Annotated in this window: 19 protein-coding genes; 16 read left to right on the top strand and 3 right to left on the bottom strand. The window is 60.4% G+C overall.

Annotated elements, in window-relative coordinates; genetic code table 11:
• The first annotated feature begins 33 nt into the window (after nucleotides 1-33).
• Nucleotides 34-2,208 carry a methylmalonyl-CoA mutase gene (scpA, locus tag IVB01_RS31120; RefSeq protein ID WP_247495158.1) on the top strand — a complete coding sequence of 725 codons (2,175 nt, stop codon included), beginning with the start codon at nucleotides 34-36 and terminating at the stop codon, nucleotides 2,206-2,208.
• 159 nt (nucleotides 2,209-2,367) lie between these two features.
• Entirely contained in the window at nucleotides 2,368-2,907 is a 540-nt protein-coding gene (locus IVB01_RS31115; protein WP_317246027.1) for an FAD-dependent oxidoreductase, read from the top strand.
• A gap of 877 nt (nucleotides 2,908-3,784) precedes the next feature.
• Here the strand turns inward: IVB01_RS31115 and IVB01_RS31110 are convergent.
• Nucleotides 3,785-4,255 (bottom strand): MarR family winged helix-turn-helix transcriptional regulator, encoded by a 471-nt coding sequence (locus tag IVB01_RS31110; RefSeq protein ID WP_247495142.1) that lies wholly within the window; start codon nucleotides 4,253-4,255, stop codon nucleotides 3,785-3,787.
• A gap of 419 nt (nucleotides 4,256-4,674) precedes the next feature.
• Here IVB01_RS31110 and IVB01_RS31105 point away from each other — a divergent pair, with 419 nt between their 5' ends.
• From IVB01_RS31105 to IVB01_RS31040, 14 genes are all read left to right on the top strand, one after another.
• On the top strand, nucleotides 4,675-6,933 hold the full coding sequence (locus IVB01_RS31105; protein ID WP_247495141.1) for a xanthine dehydrogenase family protein molybdopterin-binding subunit: 2,259 nt from the start codon (nucleotides 4,675-4,677) through the stop codon (nucleotides 6,931-6,933).
• A gap of 4 nt (nucleotides 6,934-6,937) precedes the next feature.
• A complete protein-coding gene (locus tag IVB01_RS31100; protein WP_007594424.1) occupies nucleotides 6,938-7,387 on the top strand; it encodes an SRPBCC domain-containing protein in 450 nt (149 codons plus the stop codon).
• A 2-nt stretch (nucleotides 7,388-7,389) separates the two neighbouring features.
• A complete protein-coding gene (locus IVB01_RS31095; RefSeq protein WP_007594422.1) occupies nucleotides 7,390-8,259 on the top strand; it encodes an FAD binding domain-containing protein in 870 nt (289 codons plus the stop codon).
• A gap of 1 nt (nucleotide 8,260) precedes the next feature.
• Entirely contained in the window at nucleotides 8,261-8,764 is a 504-nt protein-coding gene (locus tag IVB01_RS31090) for a (2Fe-2S)-binding protein (protein ID WP_247495140.1), read from the top strand.
• Nucleotides 8,715-9,998, top strand: a complete 1,284-nt coding sequence (locus IVB01_RS31085) for an FAD-dependent monooxygenase (protein ID WP_247495139.1) — start codon at nucleotides 8,715-8,717, stop codon at nucleotides 9,996-9,998. The genes IVB01_RS31090 and IVB01_RS31085 overlap by 50 nt, the downstream gene beginning before the upstream one ends.
• Before the next feature lie 33 nt (nucleotides 9,999-10,031).
• Nucleotides 10,032-10,748 (top strand): isochorismatase family protein, encoded by a 717-nt coding sequence (locus IVB01_RS31080; protein WP_247385000.1) that lies wholly within the window; start codon nucleotides 10,032-10,034, stop codon nucleotides 10,746-10,748.
• Entirely contained in the window at nucleotides 10,745-11,635 is an 891-nt protein-coding gene (locus tag IVB01_RS31075) for an alpha/beta hydrolase (protein ID WP_247495138.1), read from the top strand. Before IVB01_RS31080 ends, IVB01_RS31075 begins: the two co-directional genes overlap by 4 nt.
• The gene (locus IVB01_RS31070) at nucleotides 11,616-12,668 is read left to right on the top strand and encodes a leucyl aminopeptidase (protein WP_247495137.1); all 1,053 of its coding nucleotides are present in this window, start codon (nucleotides 11,616-11,618) and stop codon (nucleotides 12,666-12,668) included. Before IVB01_RS31075 ends, IVB01_RS31070 begins: the two co-directional genes overlap by 20 nt.
• 114 nt (nucleotides 12,669-12,782) lie before the next feature.
• Nucleotides 12,783-14,132, top strand: coding sequence for an MFS transporter (locus IVB01_RS31065; protein WP_247495136.1), 1,350 nt, complete (start codon nucleotides 12,783-12,785; stop codon nucleotides 14,130-14,132).
• Between the two features lie 225 nt (nucleotides 14,133-14,357).
• Complete coding sequence (locus IVB01_RS31060; protein ID WP_247495135.1) at nucleotides 14,358-16,046, top strand: methyl-accepting chemotaxis protein; 1,689 nt, start codon at nucleotides 14,358-14,360, stop codon at nucleotides 16,044-16,046.
• Between the two features lie 261 nt (nucleotides 16,047-16,307).
• Nucleotides 16,308-16,763, top strand: coding sequence for an aspartate 1-decarboxylase (gene panD / locus IVB01_RS31055; protein WP_231145340.1), 456 nt, complete (start codon nucleotides 16,308-16,310; stop codon nucleotides 16,761-16,763).
• A 25-nt stretch (nucleotides 16,764-16,788) separates the two neighbouring features.
• Nucleotides 16,789-17,673, top strand: coding sequence for a 3-methyl-2-oxobutanoate hydroxymethyltransferase (gene panB / locus IVB01_RS31050; RefSeq protein ID WP_231142510.1), 885 nt, complete (start codon nucleotides 16,789-16,791; stop codon nucleotides 17,671-17,673).
• A gap of 2 nt (nucleotides 17,674-17,675) precedes the next feature.
• On the top strand, nucleotides 17,676-18,524 hold the full coding sequence (gene panC / locus IVB01_RS31045; RefSeq protein ID WP_247495134.1) for a pantoate--beta-alanine ligase: 849 nt from the start codon (nucleotides 17,676-17,678) through the stop codon (nucleotides 18,522-18,524).
• 1,525 nt (nucleotides 18,525-20,049) lie between these two features.
• Nucleotides 20,050-20,298 (top strand): hypothetical protein, encoded by a 249-nt coding sequence (locus IVB01_RS31040; protein ID WP_247280328.1) that lies wholly within the window; start codon nucleotides 20,050-20,052, stop codon nucleotides 20,296-20,298.
• Between the two features lie 3 nt (nucleotides 20,299-20,301).
• Here IVB01_RS31040 and IVB01_RS31035 read toward each other — a convergent pair whose 3' ends face one another.
• Together IVB01_RS31035 and IVB01_RS31030 are read right to left on the bottom strand one after the other, a co-directional pair.
• Entirely contained in the window at nucleotides 20,302-20,628 is a 327-nt protein-coding gene (locus tag IVB01_RS31035) for a hypothetical protein (RefSeq protein WP_247280329.1), read from the bottom strand.
• 121 nt (nucleotides 20,629-20,749) lie between these two features.
• Entirely contained in the window at nucleotides 20,750-20,974 is a 225-nt protein-coding gene (locus IVB01_RS31030; RefSeq protein WP_247280330.1) for a hypothetical protein, read from the bottom strand.
• Nucleotides 20,975-21,221: the final 247 nt, after the last annotated feature.

Below are 21,221 nucleotides of genomic sequence, written 5' to 3'. Positions count from 1 at the left end.
TGCCAATCGAACGCGAGCACTCAAATGTCATCCATCAGCGATATCCCGAATTTTGCAAATGTTGCTTTCGAAAGGTGCTCGGTCGTCGCTTCTTCTGTTCCCGTCGATCCGTGGGCGACTCCGGAGGGCATTCCGGTCAAGTCGGCATACGGAGAAGCAGATATCGCCGGGCTCGATTTCCTTGAGACCTGGCCAGGTATCGCGCCGTATCTGCGCGGGCCCTACCCGACCATGTATGTCAACCAGCCCTGGACGGTCAGGCAATATGCCGGCTTCTCCACGGCGGAGGATTCCAATGCGTTCTATCGGCGCAATTTGGCTGCCGGACAGAAGGGCCTCTCGGTCGCCTTCGATCTCGCAACCCATCGTGGCTATGATTCCGATCATCCGCGGGTGGCCGGCGACGTCGGCATGGCCGGCGTGGCCATCGACTCCATCTACGACATGCGAACGCTGTTTGCGGGCATCCCGCTCGACCAGATGAGCGTGTCCATGACCATGAACGGCGCAGTGCTGCCGATCCTCGCGTTGTACGTCGCAGCCGCAGGCGAACAGGGCGTGCCGCCGGAAAAACTCTCAGGGACGATTCAGAACGACATTCTGAAAGAGTTCATGGTGCGCAACACCTATATCTATCCGCCCTCGCCTTCGATGCGGATCATTTCCGACATCTTCGCCTTCACCTCGCAGAAGATGCCGAAATACAATTCGATCTCGATCTCCGGCTATCACATGCAGGAGGCCGGCGCGACGCAGGACCTCGAGCTCGCCTATACGCTCGCCGACGGCGTCGAATATCTGCGTGCGGGACTAGCCGCCGGTCTCGATGTCGATCGCTTCGCGCCGCGCCTGTCGTTCTTCTGGGCGATCGGCATGAACTTCTTCATGGAAGTCGCCAAGATGCGCGCCGCGCGCCTGCTCTGGGCAAAACTCCTGAAGCCGTTCAACCCGAAGGATCCGCGCTCGCTCTCCCTGCGCACGCATTGCCAGACCTCGGGCTGGTCGCTGACGGCGCAGGATGTCTTCAACAATGTGATGCGCACCACCGTGGAGGCGATGGCGGCGACGCAAGGCCACACCCAATCGCTGCACACCAACGCGCTCGACGAGGCCCTGGCGCTGCCGACGGATTTCTCGGCGCGCATCGCGCGCAACACGCAGCTCTTCCTGCAGCAGGAAAGCGGCACGACCCGGATCATCGATCCTTGGGGCGGCTCCTATTATGTCGAGCGGCTGACGCGCGACCTCGCGGCCAAGGCGTGGGGCCATATCCAGGAGGTCGAGGAGCTCGGCGGCATGGCCAAGGCGATCGAGGCCGGCGTGCCGAAGCTGCGCATCGAGGAGGCCTCGGCCAAGACGCAGGCCCGCATCGATGCCGGCCGGCAGGCGGTGATCGGCGTCAACAAGTACAAGCCGACCGACGAGGTGCCGATCGATATCCTCAAGGTCGACAACACCAATGTCCGGCGGCTGCAGATCGACAAGCTGGCGCGGCTGAAGTCCGAGCGCAACCAGAAGGACGTGGATGCCGCGCTCGCGGCGCTGACGCGCTCGGCCGGCGAAGGCAACGGCAACCTTCTGGCGCTTGCGATCGACGCGGCGCGCGCGAAGGCGACCGTCGGCGAAATTTCTGACGCGATGGAAAAAGTGTTCGGCCGCCACCGCGCCGAGATCAAGTCCATCACCGGCGTCTACAAGCGGGAGGCGTCCGCCATGGGTAATCAGGTCGAAAAGGTGCAGGCGCTGATCGACGCCTTCGAGGAGGCGGAAGGTCGACGCCCGCGCATTCTCGTGGCGAAGATCGGCCAGGACGGCCACGACCGCGGCCAGAAGGTGATTGCGTCCGCCTTTGCCGATATCGGCTTCGACGTCGACATCGGGCCGCTGTTTGCGACCGCTGACGAGGCCGCCCGCCAGGCGGTCGAGAACGACGTGCACATCCTCGGCGTCTCCTCGCTTGCCGCCGCCCATCTCACCGCGGTGCCGGAGCTGAAGGCCGCGCTGAAGAAGCAAGGCCGCGAGGACATCATGATCATCATCGGCGGCGTGGTGCCGCCGCAGGACTATGATGAGCTCTACGCCGCCGGTGCCGAAGCCATCTTCCCGCCCGGTACCGTGATCTCAGACGCCGCGGATCAGCTGATCCAGAAGCTCAATGCTCGGCTCGGGCACAGTGAGGCGGCATATAGTAAGCGCCACGGCAGATAGTAACGGCGTATCGGTCCAGATTGAAAGCTCAAAGCCGGGGCGTCGAACGTACGATTTGATCCTGCAGTCCGCAGGCAAAGTGCCTAACAGCGCAAATCTGGGCTTGGAGAAGATTGGTGTAAGATGCGACGCATAGGTTTCGTTGCAGTCAATAGGCAAATGCGGACGAATTTGCCTCATATTTTCGCGATCGGCGATGTCGCGGGTAACCCGATGCTCGCCCATAAGGCGGTTCACGAGGGGCATGTCGCGGCAGAAGCGGCTGCCGGGCTCAAGAGCTTCTTTGACGCGAAGATCGTCCCGAACGTCGCCTACACTGATCCTGAGGTGGCCTGGGTTGGCATCATGGAACATGAAGCGGCCTCCTCAGGCAGGCACGTTAGATCCGCGAAGTTTCCGTGGGCTGCCTCGGGCAGAGCGATCGCCTCGGGCGCGTCTTATGGCATGAACAAGCTGATCATCGACCAAGAGACGCACCGCATCATCGGCGGTGTGAACGTTGGCCCGCACGCTGGCGACATGATTGGAGAAATCTGCCTGGCGATCGAGATGGGCGCCGATGCAATTGATCTCAGCAAGACCATCCATCCGCATCCGACGTTCGGAGAGACAATAGGCCTGGCTGGCGAAGTGTATGAAGGTGTTTGCACGGATGTGTTGCCGGGTCCGAAGAGATCGACCAAGCGCGCGAGCCACTAGAAATCCAAAAACTTGAGCCGGCATCAGGTGCCTCGTTGCCGTTCGTTCATAGGGGACCCGAATATGGCGGGGAGTTCTCGCAGGGAAGTAAAGGTACCTTTGAGCGTTCAAGAGGAGGAATTTGCCGCGGCATGTCGAGACTTCGTTCTGGAGACGAAACCTGATCTCGCGGCATCCATCGTCATTGTAGACAACCAGCTCAGGATTGTGAACGATCCGCATGTTCGGCTCGCGTTTGTAGAACTTGGTCTTGCCAGATTGGTACGAGTTCTACATCTCGCAATCGAGGGCAAGGCGATTGCGCTCAAAAGAGTGCCAAGACTCCTGTTCGACCTGGCGAGCTATAGAAGGAAGATACTCCGCGCGCTAGGTAGGGACGATTGAGGACAGCCCCTCGGGTCACTAGCACGATTCATTCAGCGCGCAGAGTCATGGAATAGATACTCATCGACGCAACGGGGACCGGCAGTCATCCCTTGGCAGGAGATTCGGATCTCTGAATTGCAAAGGCGGGTACGGCGGTGCGGGCATTGCGAGATCGGAGCCGGGCGATGAAATGAACCGGACGCGTGGAGCCTGGTGATCGGGACCTTCCAAGTCTCGCGCGCGCTCTTTGTCGTGCTGTCGAAATCGTACGACCCGTCAAATGCCGGAAACGGTGCGGAGAGATGCCGACTTCAGCACAAAATGCGGTCTGACATGTACGATAGTATTGCTGCCGGAGGTCGTTCGTAGGGTTTCTACGATCGAATTCCGCATTCGGCGTCTGCGAAAGATTTGCGATCTTTCGTTTTCCTCCCTCTACTCGGCCCGGCGCGATCGCCGGGCCCTTTTTCTCGGCTGCTGACGATATCTAGTGCCGCTCGAAGCCGGTTGATCAGCGTCGTATGATCTTCTTCAAGATTTCGGTGAGCGCTCGAAATTCATCTTGGGTCAGCGGAGCGAATGTCTCGCCGGAAATCTCGCCAATAGTTTCAATCGCTGCGTTCGCTATCCGTCTTCCCTTCTCGGTCAAATCTATCTCGCGTCGCCGCGGATCCAGAGGGTCTTTGGAGCTCTTGATGAGGCCGCGAGATTTCAGGCGATTGATAACGCCGGTGATGGTCGCCGAATCATAATGAATTAGCCGTCCTAAGTGGTTTTGCGAGCAAGGGCCTACCTCCTTCAATTTCGCTAGCGTCGAGAATTGGGGCCCCGTTAATTCTTCAATCATCTTAGCGGCAAAGATGGACGTGTGAGTACGGAGCGCGACTCGCAACAAAAAGCCCGGTGCGTCATCCAGCCGGTACGAATCTATAGCTTCTTTCACTTTCCCGGCCGCGCGCGGCTTTGTCTTGGGTTGCACCACTTTTTGCTTCCTTGCCGTAGGTTGCCTCAGTTCAAGAAATACAGGCCTCAAGCTCCGAAGGTCTCCGGTGCCGGCCGATTGTCTACATTTCCCGACCTAGGAAATCCATCTTTGTTCGACTTCATTCTGTTTAATGCGATTTGCTTCGTTGAGAGCCCCGGAAGTGGCTCGCTTCGATGCGTCCGTCGTTCGCATATCGAAATCCGCTCCGCCTAAGAGGCAAACCCATTCTCGCACGCGCTGGGCTAGACCGATTCGCCCCGGCTTGCCTCCGATCACGGGAAGAGAACATCTGATACTTGCAAGCAAGTGCAGCACTTGCATACAAGTGATAAATGTTGTAGTGTCCTAAGATTGCTCCCCGGACCTTGGCTTCACGCCTTACGGACCGGCGCACCAAAGTACCATCGGATTTGCGTATGTCGGCGATTGACAACATGAGTTCCGTTCGGCCCGACCTGATCGAAAAGGTTACGGGCCGCGCCGAGTACGTTACCGACCTGACGGTTCCGGGGATGCTGCATGGGTTTGTGGTTCGCTCGCCAGCCATTCATGCCCGCATCGCTTCTGTCGATTCGAGCGTTGCACGGGCCATGGACGGCGTTGTGGACGTGCTGATCGGCGAAGACGTCGCCTCGTTCGGTAACTGGGGCGTTGTGCTTAAAGACCGGCCGATCATTGCGACCGACCGCGTGAGATATGTGGGCGAACCCGTCGCCGTGGTAATCGCGGAGACAATCGAGATCGCAGAAAACGCCGCAGAACTAGTCGATGTGGGATACGATGACCTTCCGCGCGCAACGACCATCCAGGAAGCCCTAGCGGAAGAAGCGCCGCTCATCCACGAGCGCCATGAAAATCTGGAAGACTTTTATTTCAAGGGCGGCGCCCGGCCGACCCAGAACACCAACATTTTCCACACTTACCGGAACAACGTCGGAGACGTTGACGCGGCGGAGGCGACCGCAGCGTATATCCACGAAGATCGCTTCACCTTCCCGGCCATTTCTCACTTCGCAATGGAGCCGCATGCGGTCATTGCGGATTTCCAGCGGGACTCTCTGACGGTTTGGGCAGGTGCACAAACGCCGACCGCTGTTCAGAAAGTGCTATCGCGCCTCTTCGGGCTGCAACTGGCCAAGGTCCGGGTGATCGTTCCGTTTGTCGGCGGAGGGTTTGGCGGCAAGGCCTCGGTGAAGATTGAGCCTTTGGTCGCCGCTGCTTCGTGGAAGGTGCAGCGCCCGGTCCGGATTGCCCAATCCATAGCTGAATCGATGCTCACGTGCAGAAGGTTGGGCGCCGACATCACGATTCGAACGGCTGTGGACGCCAACGGACGGATCCTCGCCAAGAGCGCCAAACTGCTGCTCGATGGCGGGGCATATTCCGACACAGGCTCGGCCGTCGCCACTAAAGCGGCAAATCGCATCATGGGCCCCTACGCGGTGCCCAATCTGCGTCTTGAGGCCTGCGCGGTCTACACGAACACCGTTCCAGGTGCGGCGTTCCGCTCGATCGGGGGGCCGCAAGCTGTTTGGGCCAAAGAATCGCACATGGATAATGTCGCGGCGGCAATCGGCATGGATCCGTCCGAGTTTCGGTTGCGGAATTTGGCGTCCCGCGGTGAGCGCATCCGCCCCGATTTGCGGGCGTTCGATATGGATATGAGTGAGCTGATGGGCCGAGTGACCCAGTCGTTCGCATCGGACGTGAAGGCCTCCAACCGGCAAGCGCGCGGATTGGCAGTCGCCGCGACCGATCCGGCCAATACGCCGATTAGTAACGCGATCGTACGTCTCAAGATCGACGGGTCGATCCTCGTTTCGGTCTCCAGCATTGAAGTCGGCCAGGGCGCGCACGCGACCATGGCGCGCATCGCATCGCAGACCTTGAAGCAGCCAGCCTCCGCGGTAACCGTCTTGCGCACCGATACGGCCGTCGCCCCTTACGACTGGGGCACAGGCGCAAGCCGATCGACCGTGGTCGTCGGCCTTTCCGTCGAGAATGCCGCACTCGACGCAGCCGATCAGATACTCGAAATGGTTGCTGATGTTTGGGAGCTTCCCCGGGAGAACCTCTCGCTTGTTGAGGGCGGTGTCACGACCGGATCCGAGGTTCTCACTTTCCACCAGATTTTTCACCGCACGCTGGGTGTCGATTCGGGAGAGGTCATCGGCCGCGGCGCGATTACGCCACGCTCGAAGAAGGGCGCCCTGGTTGAGTCCCCTCTGTTCTGGGAGACTTCCGCGGGCCTCGCTGAAATCATTGTCGATGAAGACACCGGCGAGATCCATGTCACCCGATATGCCAGCGCCGCTGACGTCGGCCGCGTGATCAATCGCGTTGCGGCGGAAGGGCAGGACGAGGGGGCTGCAATCATGGGCCTCGGACACGCACTTTATGAAGTGCTGGAGTTCGAGGATGGCCAGCCGGTCAATGCGACGCCGATCGATTATTCGATACCGCGCATCTCCGACGTTCCCCCCGTGTTTGACACCATCCTTGTCGAAAACGGCGACGGTCCCGGTCCAGGCGGCGCCAAGGGAATGGGCGAGGGAGCGATCCTTCCGGTCGCGCCCGCGATCGCCAATGCGCTGTTCTCCGCCTACGGCATTCGGATCACCGAGCTGCCAATGACGCCCGAAAAGGTATGGCGCGCCCTGCAGAAGAGGAACTGAATTCATGGAATTCAATATGTCGATGGTGGTGCCCGCGACGCCGGCGGAGCTTTGGAGCACGCTGATCGACGTCCCTCGCATATCGGGTTGCATCCCCGGCTGCGAAAACGTCGAGGAAATCGAGCGGCTTGCAACTTACAAAGCGACCGTCAAACAGAAGATCGGCCCGTTCAAGGTCGAGGTCCCGGCCGACATCATCGTTGAATCGATAACGGAGCCGTCTCACGTCCGCACGCGCGCCACGGGCCGCGACAAGATCACCGGGACGAGGCTGGCGGTTGTTCTCGACGTGACTGTGACGCCGGAAGGGGCGGGGTCCACATTCGCCGTGGACGCGAAGGTCGACGTGCAAGGTCGCCTCGCGACTATGGGGTTCGGCGTCATCAAGCGTCGCGTCGATCAGAACTTCGAGGAGTTCGAGAAGCGGCTCAAAGAAATGTTGGGCGCGACCTGATCATGCTGCCTTCACCCTTCGCATTCGAGAGGCCTTCGACGATTGCCGGCGCCGTACGTGCGGTCGGAAAGTCCGGTGACGGCATGTTCTACTCCGGCGGAACCGAATTGCTACTGGCGTTGAAGTTGCGCGTCATCCATACGGACCGGCTCATCGACATTAAGGGAATCAACGGACTTGACCGCATTGCTCTGAACGATGCGAATGACATCGAACTCGGTGCGCGCTGTACGCACAACAAGATCGCCAATGATCCTGTTATTCGCGCGCATGTGCCGGCGCTGTCCTCGCTCTGTGCCAACGTTGCGAACATCAGGATCCGCAGCGTTGGAACGATCGGAGGCAATCTGTGCTTCGGAGAGCCCCACGCCGATCCGCTGACTATGCTCGCGGCCTTGGACGCACGGCTGGTGCTTATTGGCCCCAGCGGTACGCGTGTCGTTCACGCTGACGATTTCATCCGAAGTGAGCTGGAAACGGTGCGGGAGCCGGATGAGCTTCTGACAGTCATTGCGTTTTCGCGCCCTACCGGACCGGTGACCTATCGGCGGTTCAAGCATGGTGAGAGGCCCTCGGTGAATGTCGCGATGGCTTGGTCGCTGGGCCCCAGCGGAAGGACGATCAGAAGCGCCCGCGTGCGGGTCGGAGCGCTCGGTTCGCGACCTCAGCCTTTGAAGGCCATCGAAGATGTCCTCCAGGGCATATCCGTCGCTGAAGTCCGCCCGGCGATCGAGGCGGTGCTCCCGACGGCGCTGGGCGAGTTGGAAGTCAACGAGGATCGGCATGGCGGCGCCGAATATAAGCGGCACCTTGCAGGTGTCTTGCTTCTCCGAAACGCGGACGAGGCGATCGCCGCAGCCGGGAGCGCGTGAAATGACACATGTGCTGCCCATTTCATTCTCGCTGAACGGCCAGGCGATCGCGATCGACGTTCCTGCCCATACGCTATTGATCGACCTGATCCGGGATCGCCTTGGCCTGAAGGGGACGAAGCGCTCCTGTGACATGGAGGTGTGCGGCGCCTGCACCGTTCTGCTCGACGGTGAGCCGATCTCGAGTTGCACCACGCTCGCCGTCGATGTCGATCAGCGGGAGGTCACGACGATCGAGGGCGTAACGCCGCCCGGGGGCCTATCGCGGATTCAGAAGGCGTTCGTGCTTCACGGCGGCCTTCAGTGCGGCTTCTGCACGCCGGGCTTCATTATGGCTGTCACAGCGTTGCTGAAGGCGACGCCGCACCCGACTGACGAAGAAATCCGTCACTACCTGCACGGCAACCTCTGCCGCTGCACCGGATACGCCAAGATTGTCGAGGCCGTAAGGAGCCTTGCCGCCGAGCAAGTCTCCGAAGACGCCGCCGAGCCCGTCGCAAGATAGCGCAATGTCGTTTGGAGATATCATGATTCTTGAACAGGTCAGTAAATCGAGTGTCCTCATTGCCGGCGCCGGCATCGGCGGCTTGGCGATGGCGCTTTCGCTGCTTCGTCGCGGCATCGATTGTGACGTATTTGAGCAAGCGTCCGAGTTGCGCGAGGTCGGAGCCGGCCTTTGGATCTCCATGAACGGCGTGCGCGTTCTTCGGGATCTCGGCCTCACCGAACAGGTCGAGCAGAACTGCATCGCGGCCGAGCGACGCTCGATCCGGCTCTGGAACACCGGTGATAGGTGGCCGCTCTACAACCGCAGCTCCGACGCGGCGCGCAATCAGCCCTATCTGCTGCTCCGTGCTCACCTGCTGAAGATTCTCGTCGACGGCGTGCGCGAGTTGAAGCCGGGCGCCATTCATCTGAGCGCCCACGTTGTCGGGTTCAGTCAAGACGACGAAGGGGTTCGGGCCAAGCTTGCTGATGGCTCCGAAGTCGAAGGACGCGCGCTGATCGGCGCTGACGGTGCGCATTCGAAGGTCCGCCTTGGCCTCATCGGCAACATCGAGAGCGAGTACACGAAGGCCATCGCCTGGCGTGGTCTCGTGCCCGTCGACCGCCTTGCGCGGCATCAGCGCGAACCCGAGGTGGCAACCTGGATCGGACCCACCGCTCATGTCACTGCCTATCCGGTCCGTTGGCAGAACACCGTCATGATGACCTTTTCGGGCCAGGTCGACCATGACGACTGGCTCCTCGAATCCTGGTCGGAGAAGGGTTCTGTCGAGGAATGCCTGAAGGACTTCAAGGGCTGGCATCCGGACATCATCGAACTGGTCGGGAATGTGGATACCCTGAACAAGTGGGGACTGTTCGTGCGGCCGTCGCTGGGTACGTGGTCGAAGGGATGCGTCACCCTGCTCGGCGACGCCTGCCATTCGATGCTGCCGTACCTCGGGCAGGGCGTGAACATGGCCCTGGAGGATGCATCCGTCCTCGCCCGTTGCTTCGAGGAGAATCCCGATGACATCGCGGCGGTATTCAAGACGTATCAGGGCCTGCGGCTCGATCGCACCACCAAGGTCGCAAAATCGGCGGCCGGCATGCTGCCGATCTTTCATAACCAGGCGCTGTGCAAGCCGGAGACAGCGGGTGACTACATCAAGACCCAGTGGGCACCGGACGCGACGGCTGCGCGATACGATTGGATCTACCAGTACGACGCGGCCACCGCGCCGCTTCACTGACATGCTCACGATTGTGACCTCTGGAGCGCAACAGTGACTGGCACCAGGCACCCCTGGGACGACGTGATACCGCTGGACGAGCGCGAAACCTATGCCCTCGCAGGGCTGGGTGGTGCGGCGGGATTCGGCAGACGACCGGCGTTGCTGGTCATCGACGTGCAGTATCGTTCGGTCGGCGACCGGCCGATGCCGATCCGCGACGCGATCAAGCAATACCCCACCAGCTGCGGCGAGGCCGGTTGGCATGCGATCGCACACATCGCCGAATTGGTGCTGCTGTTTCGCGAGAAAGAACGGCCGGTGATTTTCCCGCATGTCGCGCGGAAGGTAGGCCAGGACCAGGGCGCGTTTTCGGCGAAGATCCCGGGTATCATGCGGATCCCGTCCGAGGGCTACGACTTCGTCCGAGAGGTGGCTCCGGAGCCCGGCGAGTTGCTGCTGCCGAAAACTCAGGCAAGCGCGTTCTTCGGCACTCCGCTTGCGACCTATCTGATCGGTGCCGGCGTCGACTCGCTGGTGGTGACCGGCTGCACGACCAGCGGCTGCGTGCGGGCTTCGGTTGTGGATGCGTGCGCACTGAACTTCAAGTCAATTGTGCCGAGCGATGCGGTCTACGACCGCTCGCCCACGTCTCACGCCGTCAACCTGTTCGATATCGCCAGCAAATACGCGGATGTCATGCCGACGCAGGTCGCCATCGAGCGGCTTCGCGCGCTGTCGGATGACCACACAAAGGATCAGCAGACGTGAGCGGCGCCGCGGCATCCGGATTGCTTTACGGCGCCAATGTGCACGCCAACGGCATTCGGCAGCATTATTTGCGGTTCGGCGGGACCGGGCCGGAGATCATCATTGTCCCTGGCATCTCGACGACTGCGGCGCAATGGGCCTTCATCGCAGAACGCCTGTGCTCCGGACACGACGTTTTCGTGCTCGATGTCCGCGGTCGCGGCCTTTCCGAAAGCGGCCCGCATCTCAATTATTCGCTCGACGCATGCGCATCCGACCTCATCGGGTTCGCTGAAGCGCTTGGAATGGGCCCTTATACGCTGCTGGGCCACTCGATGGGCGGCCGCATCGGAATCCGCGCCGCGCGTTGGCGGCCATCGTCCATGGACCAACTGATACTGGTCGATCCGCCGGTCTCCGGTCCCGGACGCCGCGCCTATCCGATTCCGGTCGAACCGCTTCTCAAATTGCTTCAAAGCGCGAAGCGCGGAGAAGCCGACGCGGCGCTGCGAAGCCCCTCTGCTCCGCGGTGGCCCGAGCTGCACATCCGCACTCGGGCCGAGTGGATGCATACCTGCGACGAGCGTGCTCTCATCGAGAGCCATAAAGGCTTTCATGACGATGATATCCACCGCGACCTCGCCCATCTCGGCGTTCCCACCGCATTGATCGTCGCCGGGCGGGGAGGGGTCATTCGACCCGAAGATGAAGCGGAAATTCGCGGATTGCTGCCGTCGATCGCGATCAGGACGCTGGAAAGCGCGGGTCACCAAATGCAGATCGACGATACCGAGGGCTTCCTTTCGATCGTCGAAGAGCTTCTAGCGCGACCACGCGATCGGTTCGACGGCCGCGTGTCTACGTTCGGCAAACAGGAGATCAGTGAAGATGTCCCGACAAATCGTTGATGTTGAAATGCTCGAGCTCTTCAAGGCCGAGCTGACACTCTGCAAGGTGAAGAAGGGCGAAGTCGTTGCGGTCCTGAGCGGCGGCGAGGATCAGCAGGAATACGCCCAGGCCTTCATGCTGGCCGCGCAGAGCCTCGGCGCAACGACCTTTCATCTCAACGTGCCCAAATACGGCCAGGGCAAGGTCGCAGGCCTGCAGGGCCGGCATGCGCTCACGGGCAACCAGCCGGCGATCGATACGCTCAAGCGCGTGGACATGGTGATCGATCTCCTGGGGTTGCTGTTCTCTCGCGAGCAAGCCGAAATTCAGGAAGCGGGCACGCGCATCTTGCGCGTGATGGAGCCGTTCCACATCCTCAAGAAGATGTTCCCGACCGAAGATCTGCGCCGGCGAACGGAGCTTTCTCGAACCCTCCTCCAGTCGGCCAGCAAAATGCGGATCACGTCGCCCGGCGGAACGGACGTAACTTATGGCCTGAAGCAATACCCGGTCATTTCCGAATACGGATACACGGATGAGCCCGGGCGCTGGGATCATTTCCCGTCAGGCTTTGCCTTCACTCAGGCGACCGATGGCGACGTCAACGGCACGGTCGTGCTGATGCCCGGTGACATCCTCTGCGCGTTCAAGCGTTACATCCAGTCGCCGGTCACGCTGACCGTGAAGGGCGGTTATATCGTCGACCTCAAGGGCGAGGGCACCGACGCGCTCCTCATCAAAAACTATATCGACAGTTTCGGCGATCCGCGCGGCTGGGCGATCTCGCATATCGGCTGGGGATCGAACGAGCGTGCTACCTGGCACCACATCGCGGCCTCCCAGGTAGTCGCGTCGGAGCACATCATGAATGCGCTTTCCTTCTACGGGAACGTCCTGTTCTCGACGGGTCCGAACACAGAGCTCGGCGGTACGAATGACACGCCGTGTCATTTGGACATCCCGCTTCGCGGCTGCAGCCTGTGGCTCGACGATATCCACATCCTCGACAAGGGCGACTTTGCTTATCCGGAATTGAGAGCGCCGGGCCGCTAGGCCCCCGCGCATCAAAATCGGTGCCCGGAGCCGCATTTGCGACTCCCAACGACGCGGAAAGCGTTTCGATAACGACCATCAATTGTCCAGTTCTCTCAACGGGAAGCGCACCACATGTCTACGGCGATCGGAACTTCGGAAGATTACACGGCGAGGCAACGGTATTCGATTATGATCTCGGCGATGCTGGGCTACATTCTCGACTTCTACGACGTTCTGATCTTTCCGTTTCTTTTGCCCGCGATCCAACGGTCGATGTCGCTATCGTTGGCCGAGGTCGGTTCACTGCAAGCTCTGACATTGTTCGGATCGGCCATTGGCGGCGCGCTGTTTGGCATCGTTGGTGATCGACTTGGCCGAAAGACCTCGCTTCAACTCACAATCGCGCTGTTCTCGGTTGCCGCGATCATTTCGGCCTTCGCATGGAATTACTGGTCGCTTGCCGTGCTGCGGTTGATCACCGGCATCGGTCTTGGCGGCGAGTATGGCGTAGGCATGGTGCTCTTCAACGAGGCCTGGAAAAAGAGCAGCCGAGGTTTGGGCGCGGCTGCGCTCCAAGGCTGTGCCGTGATCGCGTCATCCACGGCTTCAATCGTTGGCATCTGGCTGATTGCGACGTTCAGCGACGAGTGGAGCTGGCGCATCGGCCTACTGAGTGGCGGTGTGCCCATCCTGCTGATCATCTTCATTCGTTTCTTTATGCCTGAATCCAAGATCTGGCTGGAGTATGAGGCGCAACGCAAGGCCAGTCAGGTCACCGCAGAAGCCCGCACACTTCCCCTTGCGGATCTCTTCCGCAATGGGCTGGCACGGCAGACCGTCATCGCCTTCGTATGGCTGATGAGCTACATGCTCTGCTACTACAGCGTCGTCTCCTTTATTCCGACACTGCTGCTGCGCGATATGCATACGCCAGGTGATGTCGTTCGCACGACAGCCGTTCTGCTCTCGGTGGTCAGCGGCATTTGCTACCTCGCGAACGGCTTTTTCAATGACAGGGCTGGCCGCCGCTTCGGAGCCCTCGTGCCCGCGCTGTTCTGGGTCGGGTCTTTGGTCGGTATGGCTGTGTGGGGGAGCCAGCTCTACGTGGGATCGAAGACTGAGTGGCCGATGTTCTGGCTCTACATCGGCTTCGGCATTGGCAACGTCGCGCTGGGTGTGACGGGCGTCTGGATCTCGGAACTCTATCCGGTCAACCTGCGTGCGACAGCGGTGTCTACATTCTATATGGGAGGTCGCGGGCTCGGCAGCATAGCCCCTGTGATCGTGCCACTTGCGGCCGCCCATTTCGGCGGAAGCCTTCTCAACGGCATGGTTGCGGTGGCCCTTCCCGCTGCGGCCGTCTTCATTCTCGCCTCTCTTTTGCTGCCCGAGACCCTCGGCCGGGATTTGTCCGCGAAGGGCTTCAAGGTCGACACGGAAACGGAGGCCACGATGAAGGCTGCGTCGGTGTCGAGCGTTTGACGCTGGTGGAAGGGCTTGACCGGCGAGATGAGGGTTGTCGACCTGCTCATCTCGTCGATGCATGCGCAGTGGAAAGGAGCTGGCACTCCGTCGTCCGATCCTGGTCAACATGGCGCAAGTGTTGGCCGACTTGTAGCGGCTGTAACGAAACCTAAACAGATCACTTGTATACAAGCAATAATCTATGCGCCTGAGCCCGCCGGGCAGTTGCCTTGGAGACGTTCCTTGAAATCACTCAATAACATGCCGATCACTCCCAAGATCAGCATTCTAGTTGCGATCTCGATGCTGGGCCTCTTCTCAGCTGGATTGCTTGCGGGCTATTTGATGCAGAAGGAAATGATCAATTCGCGTGTCGAACAGACCCGCGCCATCGTCGAGATCGCCAAGAACTTTGCATTAGGCTTGCAGAAGCAAGTCGAGGCAGGCCAACTCACCAAAGAGGCTGCAATTGCTGAATTTTCCCGCCGTGCTCAGACGATGACGTATGACAAGGGCGCGGGCTATATTTTTGCAAATACGATGGAAGGTGTCGCGGTTGCCTCTCAGGATCCAAAGACAATTGGGGTCAATCGTCTTGACGGCAAGACCAACGGACGTGCGCTGATCCGCGAACTGCGGGACGGCGTGGCGGCGAACGGCGATGTCGTGCTGCGTTACGAGTTTATGAGGCCCGGCGAAAAGGAGCCGATCAGGAAGCTGTCCTACGCGGTAGGCATTCCCGGATGGGACATGTTCGTCGGTTCCGGCGCGTATCTGGATGATCTTGATGCCAAGCTGCAACCGATCATGTGGTCGCTCGGGGGTGCCATCATCGTGATCGGACTGGTCTCGGGTGTCATCGCCTGGTTCCTCGGCCGCAGCATCACTAAACCGTTGGCAGCACTTGGCACGTGCATGAGGCGGCTCGCTGACGGCGAACTCGAACAGGACATTCCAGGTGTAGGTCGGAAAGATGAGATCGGCGCAATGGCCGCGACCGTCCAAGTGTTCAAGGACAACACGATTCGTATTCGGGGGCTGGAGCTGGTCGAGGCCGAAGCTCAACGTCGCACGGCTGCCGAGCGCCGTGCCACCTTGGAGAGCATTGCGAATGATTTTGAGCAAAGCGTCGATGGCATCGTTCGTGCGGTCGCCGCTTCAGCCGCCGATATGCAGGGCACAGCGGATATTATGACCACGACCGCCAGCGATGCCAGTCTGCGCGCGTCCACCGTCGACGCTGCGTCAGAAAAAGCGTCCGGGAACGTCGAAATGGTAGCCGCCGCCGCCGAGGAATTATCTGCGTCGGTAAGGGAGATATCGCAACAGGTGTTGCAGTCGACCGAGGTCGCGCGCCAAGCTGTTGGTGACGCTGAGCGCACAAACGCTACGGTGCAGGTCCTGGCAAGCGGAGCCGAAAAGATCGGCGAAGTTGTCCAACTCATCCATAGTATCGCCACGCAGACCAATCTCCTTGCCCTCAACGCGACGATCGAAGCGGCACGTGCCGGCGACGCCGGACGCGGATTTGCTGTCGTGGCAGCCGAGGTTAAAGCGCTTGCCAATCAGACGGCAAAGGCAACGGAGGAGATCTCCGCGCAGGTCGAGACCATGCAGGCAACTACAAACGACGCAGTTCTCGCCATCAACGGAATTACGCAAACGATCGTCAGGATGAGTGACATCACGCTGAGCATTTCCTCCGCGGTCGAAGAGCAGAGTGCTATGACAAGCGAAATTGCGCGCAACATCCAGTCCGTCGCCGCGGGTTCCAACGAAATCAGAGTGCATATAGGCAACGTCAGCACCGCAGCGGCCGCCACTGGTACAGCAGCCGGCGAGGTTCTCACTAATGCGCGTGGGTTGGAGAATCAGTCGGATATGCTGCGTACGGCGGTAGACCAATTTCTGACCAAAATGCGAGCCGCCTGACCGGACGTTCCTGCCAGCGGCGCATCGCTCGCGGGTAATTGAGACGTCGGCGCCCAGCTCGAGGCAACTCCGCCTTTCACATGGCGATTGGGTAGGAAGTTCTTACGTGATGATCGCGCGACCATTGGACGTTTTTATGCGTTGGGTCGCCATTTTTTAGAGATATGTTTCATTTTGCTCATCGAGGTTGACAGTTTTATCTCGTGCTCCGTAGGAATGCCCGGCTTTGGGGATGCGTGCGAGGTTCGACGGAACTTTCAGATGAAAAAGGTGCTCGCCGCCAAACTTCACGGCATCCATGTCACGGAGGCCAATCTTCACTATCACGGCTCGATTACGCTCGATCCGGATCAGTGCCATGAGGCGGGGATTCTGCCGATGGAATTCGTGGAGATCTGGAACAAGAATTCCGGCGCGCGAATTTCGACCTATGTCATCTTTGGCGAACCCGGCTCACGTTGTTGTGTCCTCAATGGTGCCGCTGCGCGCACCTGCCACGTCGGCGACCAGATCATCGTCTGCAGTTCGACGTACGTGGATGGGGCGGAAATCGTTCGGCTGAAACCAAGAATTCTTGCCTTCGATCGCGACAACCACATTACCGATCGCATGACCTATTCCGTCACTCGGGATTGTGCCAAGCGCTATTGCTTCGAAATCCTGGGCGAGGCAGGCGACGCCAAGACCATACCACTTCGTGCCGCAGAATCGAACTGATGTCAGTCTTACGGTAGGAGTGGATATGAGCCACAGGTCCGAAACGGCGTTCGAGCGGGTCACGCTTCCAAGGCTGCAGCTGTGGAAGGAGGAGGGGCGGCGCCTCGTGATGACGACCGCCTATGATGCGGTCACCGCACGCATTGCGGATCCCATCGTGGATATGATCCTTGTCGGAGACAGCGTCGGCAACGTCTGCCTCGGATTCGACAATACGCTGCCAGTCAGCATGGCGATGATGAATCACCATCTCGAGGCGGTTGCGCGTGCGAAGCCTCGAGCCTTGCTCGTGGCCGATATGCCATTTCTGAGCTTTCACCTCAGTCCCGAGGACACGATACGTAACGCCGGAGGTTTCCTGCAGCGTGGCGCTGACGCCGTGAAGCTCGAGGGCGGATCCAAACGCGTCGCAATGATACGTGCCCTGGTCGAGTGCGAGATTCCCGTGATGGGTCATCTCGGCCTGACCCCGCAGAGCGTCAATGCAATGGGCGGATTCAAGGTGCAGGGCCGCAAGGCCGATGACGCCTTGCGCCTGCTCGACGACGCCCATCGCCTGCAGGAGGCCGGCTGCTTCGCTCTGGTCCTGGAAGGCATCCCGACCGAGCTCGCTGCGCGAGCGACGGAAACGCTGACGATACCGACCATCGGGATTGGCGCAGGTCCTGGTTGTTCGGGGCAGGTGCTGGTGTTCCACGACGTGCTCGGCTTGATTGAAGGCCATGTCCCGAGATTCGTTCGGACCTACGCCGACGGCTTTCGGGTGTTGCAGGAGGCGCTGTCGCGTTGGGTTGCCGATGTCCGCAACGGTACATTTCCGGCACCGCAAGAATCCTATCGGCTTCCCGAAGGCATAGGTGAGACGATCGCAAACTGGGCGCCTTCCAACCGAACCCGATGTGAAGCGTAGAAATGCAGACAATCACGACGGTCGCCGAGCTTCGCCGCGCGCTCGCGGACGCTCACAGAGCCGACAAACGTGTCGGACTTGTACCGACAATGGGCTATCTGCACGACGGCCATTTGGCGCTGATCGAGGCCAGCCGGGCGCAATGCGACGTCACCGTGGTCAGCATCTTCGTCAATCCCACCCAGTTCGGGCCACGCGAGGATCTAAGTACGTATCCGCGCGACTTCCAGCGCGATGAGAAGCTATGCCGCGATGCCGGTGTTACGATCGTCTTCGCGCCGGTTTCACAAGAAATCTATCCTGCTCAATTCGAGACCTTCGTCGAACCAGGCGAGCTCGCGAAACCGCTTTGCGGCGCTTTCAGACCGGGACATTTTCGTGGGGTTGCGACGGTTGTATGCAAGCTGTTCAATATGGTGCAGCCGGACGTCGCGTTCTTCGGGCAAAAGGATTTTCAGCAGTGTGCGGTCGTGCGTCGGATGGCCATCGATCTGAATCTGCCGATCGAGATCGTGACCGTGCAGACCGTTCGGGAGGCGGACCGTCTCGCAATGAGCAGCCGTAACCGGTATCTCAGCGAGGAAGATCGGGGGCAGGCCCTCGCCATCAGTCGTGGACTGTTCGCCGCAGCGGAGGCGTTCGGCTTGGGAGAGCGGAACGTGGACAAGCTGGTTGCAATCGCCAAGAGGCATTTGGAAACGATTGATCAGCTGCAATACCTCGAGCTCGTCGACGGCGACACGCTCAAGCCCGCGTCAAGTCCGCTGCACCGCCCCGCGGCGCTGTGCGTGGCCGCCTATGTCGGCTCGACGCGGCTTATCGACAACGTGATACTTCAGCCAACTCCATAGTGCGACAGAGGCGAAAGAATCGTTTTGATTGAAGCTGTCCGACGCGAAGCGCCTCAGGCAGGCCGTCCTCACTTTCGTAGGGCGGCTGAACGGATCATCTTCGAAGAAGTGCAGTTTCGGCGCGCGGACCGTCAGGTTCTTGCCATTCCCGAGCTTCGCCTGGACGAGCGCCGGATCGGCCTGGTTGGTGACAATGAGAAGGGGCGCGCGGTGCTCGAGCTCATGGAAGCTCGGCCTTCTGAAGCCGAGGCCGGAAGGCAGGCAGCTGGAGCCGAGCCGCCGCCACCACACCCGCGGCTCGTCTTCCTGCCTCGACCCGGCTCGGCCGGGATCAGCGCCGCCGAGCCGCCCGCGAACGGGCGCGCGCGAAGGCTCCCTGACTCCTCCTGAGCGGCTTCCGTCGAGCCTCTGGTCATCCCGGAAAACCGAAAATCGTTTGCCCAAGGCTCGAATCGCAATGCTCCCTTCGCGAGCTGATGCTACGGTACGTCCAGCAGGGGGACTAACGCTGGCCATCTACCGAATATTTCAAAACTCACCTCTTGGGCCTGAATAGATCACGCGGCTTTCCAGCGCTTACGAGAAGGCCCTCCGTACGATTGGCGTACAGGATCGAAACAATCCGCTCACCGAAGTGATACCGCCGGGAAGATCATTGAGATCGGGCAGACGGGCCTCAAGGACCCCGCCAAGATCTGCCTCCGGGCCATCGAGGAGTTAGGCCTACCGAAAGGATAATTGCGAATAAAAAGGTCCGAGGTTCCCGCTGCATGTCAGGGCGCGGACAGGTACTCAGACACATCGCCGAATTACAGATCAGCTCGGCGTCGCCGAATTCACCGGTTCCGGATCGCCCGTGGCTGAACGCGACCGCCTGCGCAGCCGGGTTTTCGCGAGAGCGCTTCGGCTCGCATGACGGCGACATCCGCTCGCGGGTGGCTCGCTCATCCCGTCATGAAACGAGTTCGAGTCTTTCCCGGGGGCCTTTTCCGCCTCATGCGACCGGAGAAGCGCCCTTCGCGCAGAGAAATCGGACGAGGTTTGTAGCTGTTCTCGTGGTAAACGCCCGCAACGAAATCGCAATGAATTGGGTGAAACGACAGTGAACAAAACGGGACGGGAACGACTGCCACACCAAGAAATATCAATAACTTAAAAGATACTCACTGCGTTCGGGACGCAGGGGTCGCAGGTTCGAATCCTGCCACTCCGACCATTCTTCCAAAAGTCGACGTATTCCTAAAGGCTTGACAGACCGGCCGCCGGCGCCTCGGGAGCGCCTTTTTGCAACGATTTTCGCGGCGGGTCCACGATGGATTTGGCCTAGCAGGGACGTCTGTCGGGGCGGCATGGCTCGCGCCGACCAACGCGCCTTACGGTCATGGCGGTTGCGGTCGACCCTGGGCAGGCCACGAAGTTGTGCAGGTCGGCGCATCTGACTGGCCCGCAGCCCTGGCACTCTGTTTGCTCAGTCAGGACCATCGGCAGTCCCCAGCGGAGGGACTGTTTCAGGGTGAGGCAAACAATGAAAGAAGTGTCCCGTTTTGGCTCCACTGGAGAGCTTCGGCTCAGCGCGCTGATTGCGGATTTGTGGTGGCGCGTTCAGCTCATGAATTCCGACATCCTCGAAGAAGAGGCCAAGGCCGGAGTGTTTGACGTGAAGGACCCGTCCTATCCGCTGCTCGCGACAAACCTTCGCGCGCGACGTGAGAATCTCGTGTCGACGATCAATGCGCTCGAGCAACGCGCGAAATCGGTCCGCGCCGCCGCGTGAGCTTCACCGCCGCGCCACAAGCATGCCGACCAAGAACGCCACCATCAGCGATGGCAGCGGCGCCTCGCGCACCATGCCGCGGACGATGTCCTGCCAGTGCTGCTCCGGGACGAGTCTTGGAGACCTGACGTCGGCGAGCGGCGCCATGCCCAATTCCGAGGCGAGGTCGGTGATCTCGCGCCTGGCAAGGCGCGAGCCGTCGCGGATGCGGAAGATGGCAGCGTCGGATCGCTCGCGCGGCGCCAGCGCCATCAGCGTCGCGATCGCGGTGCGCAACGTCATCTCGCCATAGCCTTGCAGCCTCACCGACTCCTCGGGGTCGGACGTCATGCGAAATCCCTCACGGTGCGAGGCGCGCGATGCCCGTCATGGTCTTGCTCCATGCTCAGCATGGAAATGGTGGTGCGCGAGGTTGGTTCCTTGTTCGGCGAGCGAATCGCGATAGGCCTGATTACTTGCGCAGCAGCTCGCTCAGCGCGGCCGTCGCCTCGGCGCAGCGGATGTCGTCGATTTCGCGCGACAGGCTGAGCGCGCTCGATCTCAGTTCTTCGATCTTCCAGCCCTCGGGATGCTGGCCTTCGAGCTGGCCAAGCCGCTTGTTCAGGTCATCCAGTCTCGATTGGAGTTGCCCGATGCTGGCGGCCCCATTCACTTTCCAAACGCGCTGTGCACGCATCGTAGTTCCCCTGCTAGTCTCACGGCGTTGTGAGAGCGGTTCGTGGCCGTAATGGGAGTTTCTTTTGGCCGGCTTCAGACCGTGGGGAACCGTTGCAAATTCGCAACGATCGCAGCTGGCAAGGGTCGCCCGCACTCACTTGCAGCGTAGCTCCTCATAGCCCGATGGAACGCAGCGTAACCCGGGGTCTGCTTGCGCGCACACTCCCGGTTTGCGCTTCCGCTCCAGCCGCGCCTGTGTCGCCCGT

This window comes from Bradyrhizobium sp. 164 (assembly GCF_023073715.1).
Taxonomy (GTDB): domain Bacteria; phylum Pseudomonadota; class Alphaproteobacteria; order Rhizobiales; family Xanthobacteraceae; genus Bradyrhizobium.
Note: the sequence above shows the minus strand (reverse complement) of the source record. Positions and strands in the feature narration are given on the sequence as shown.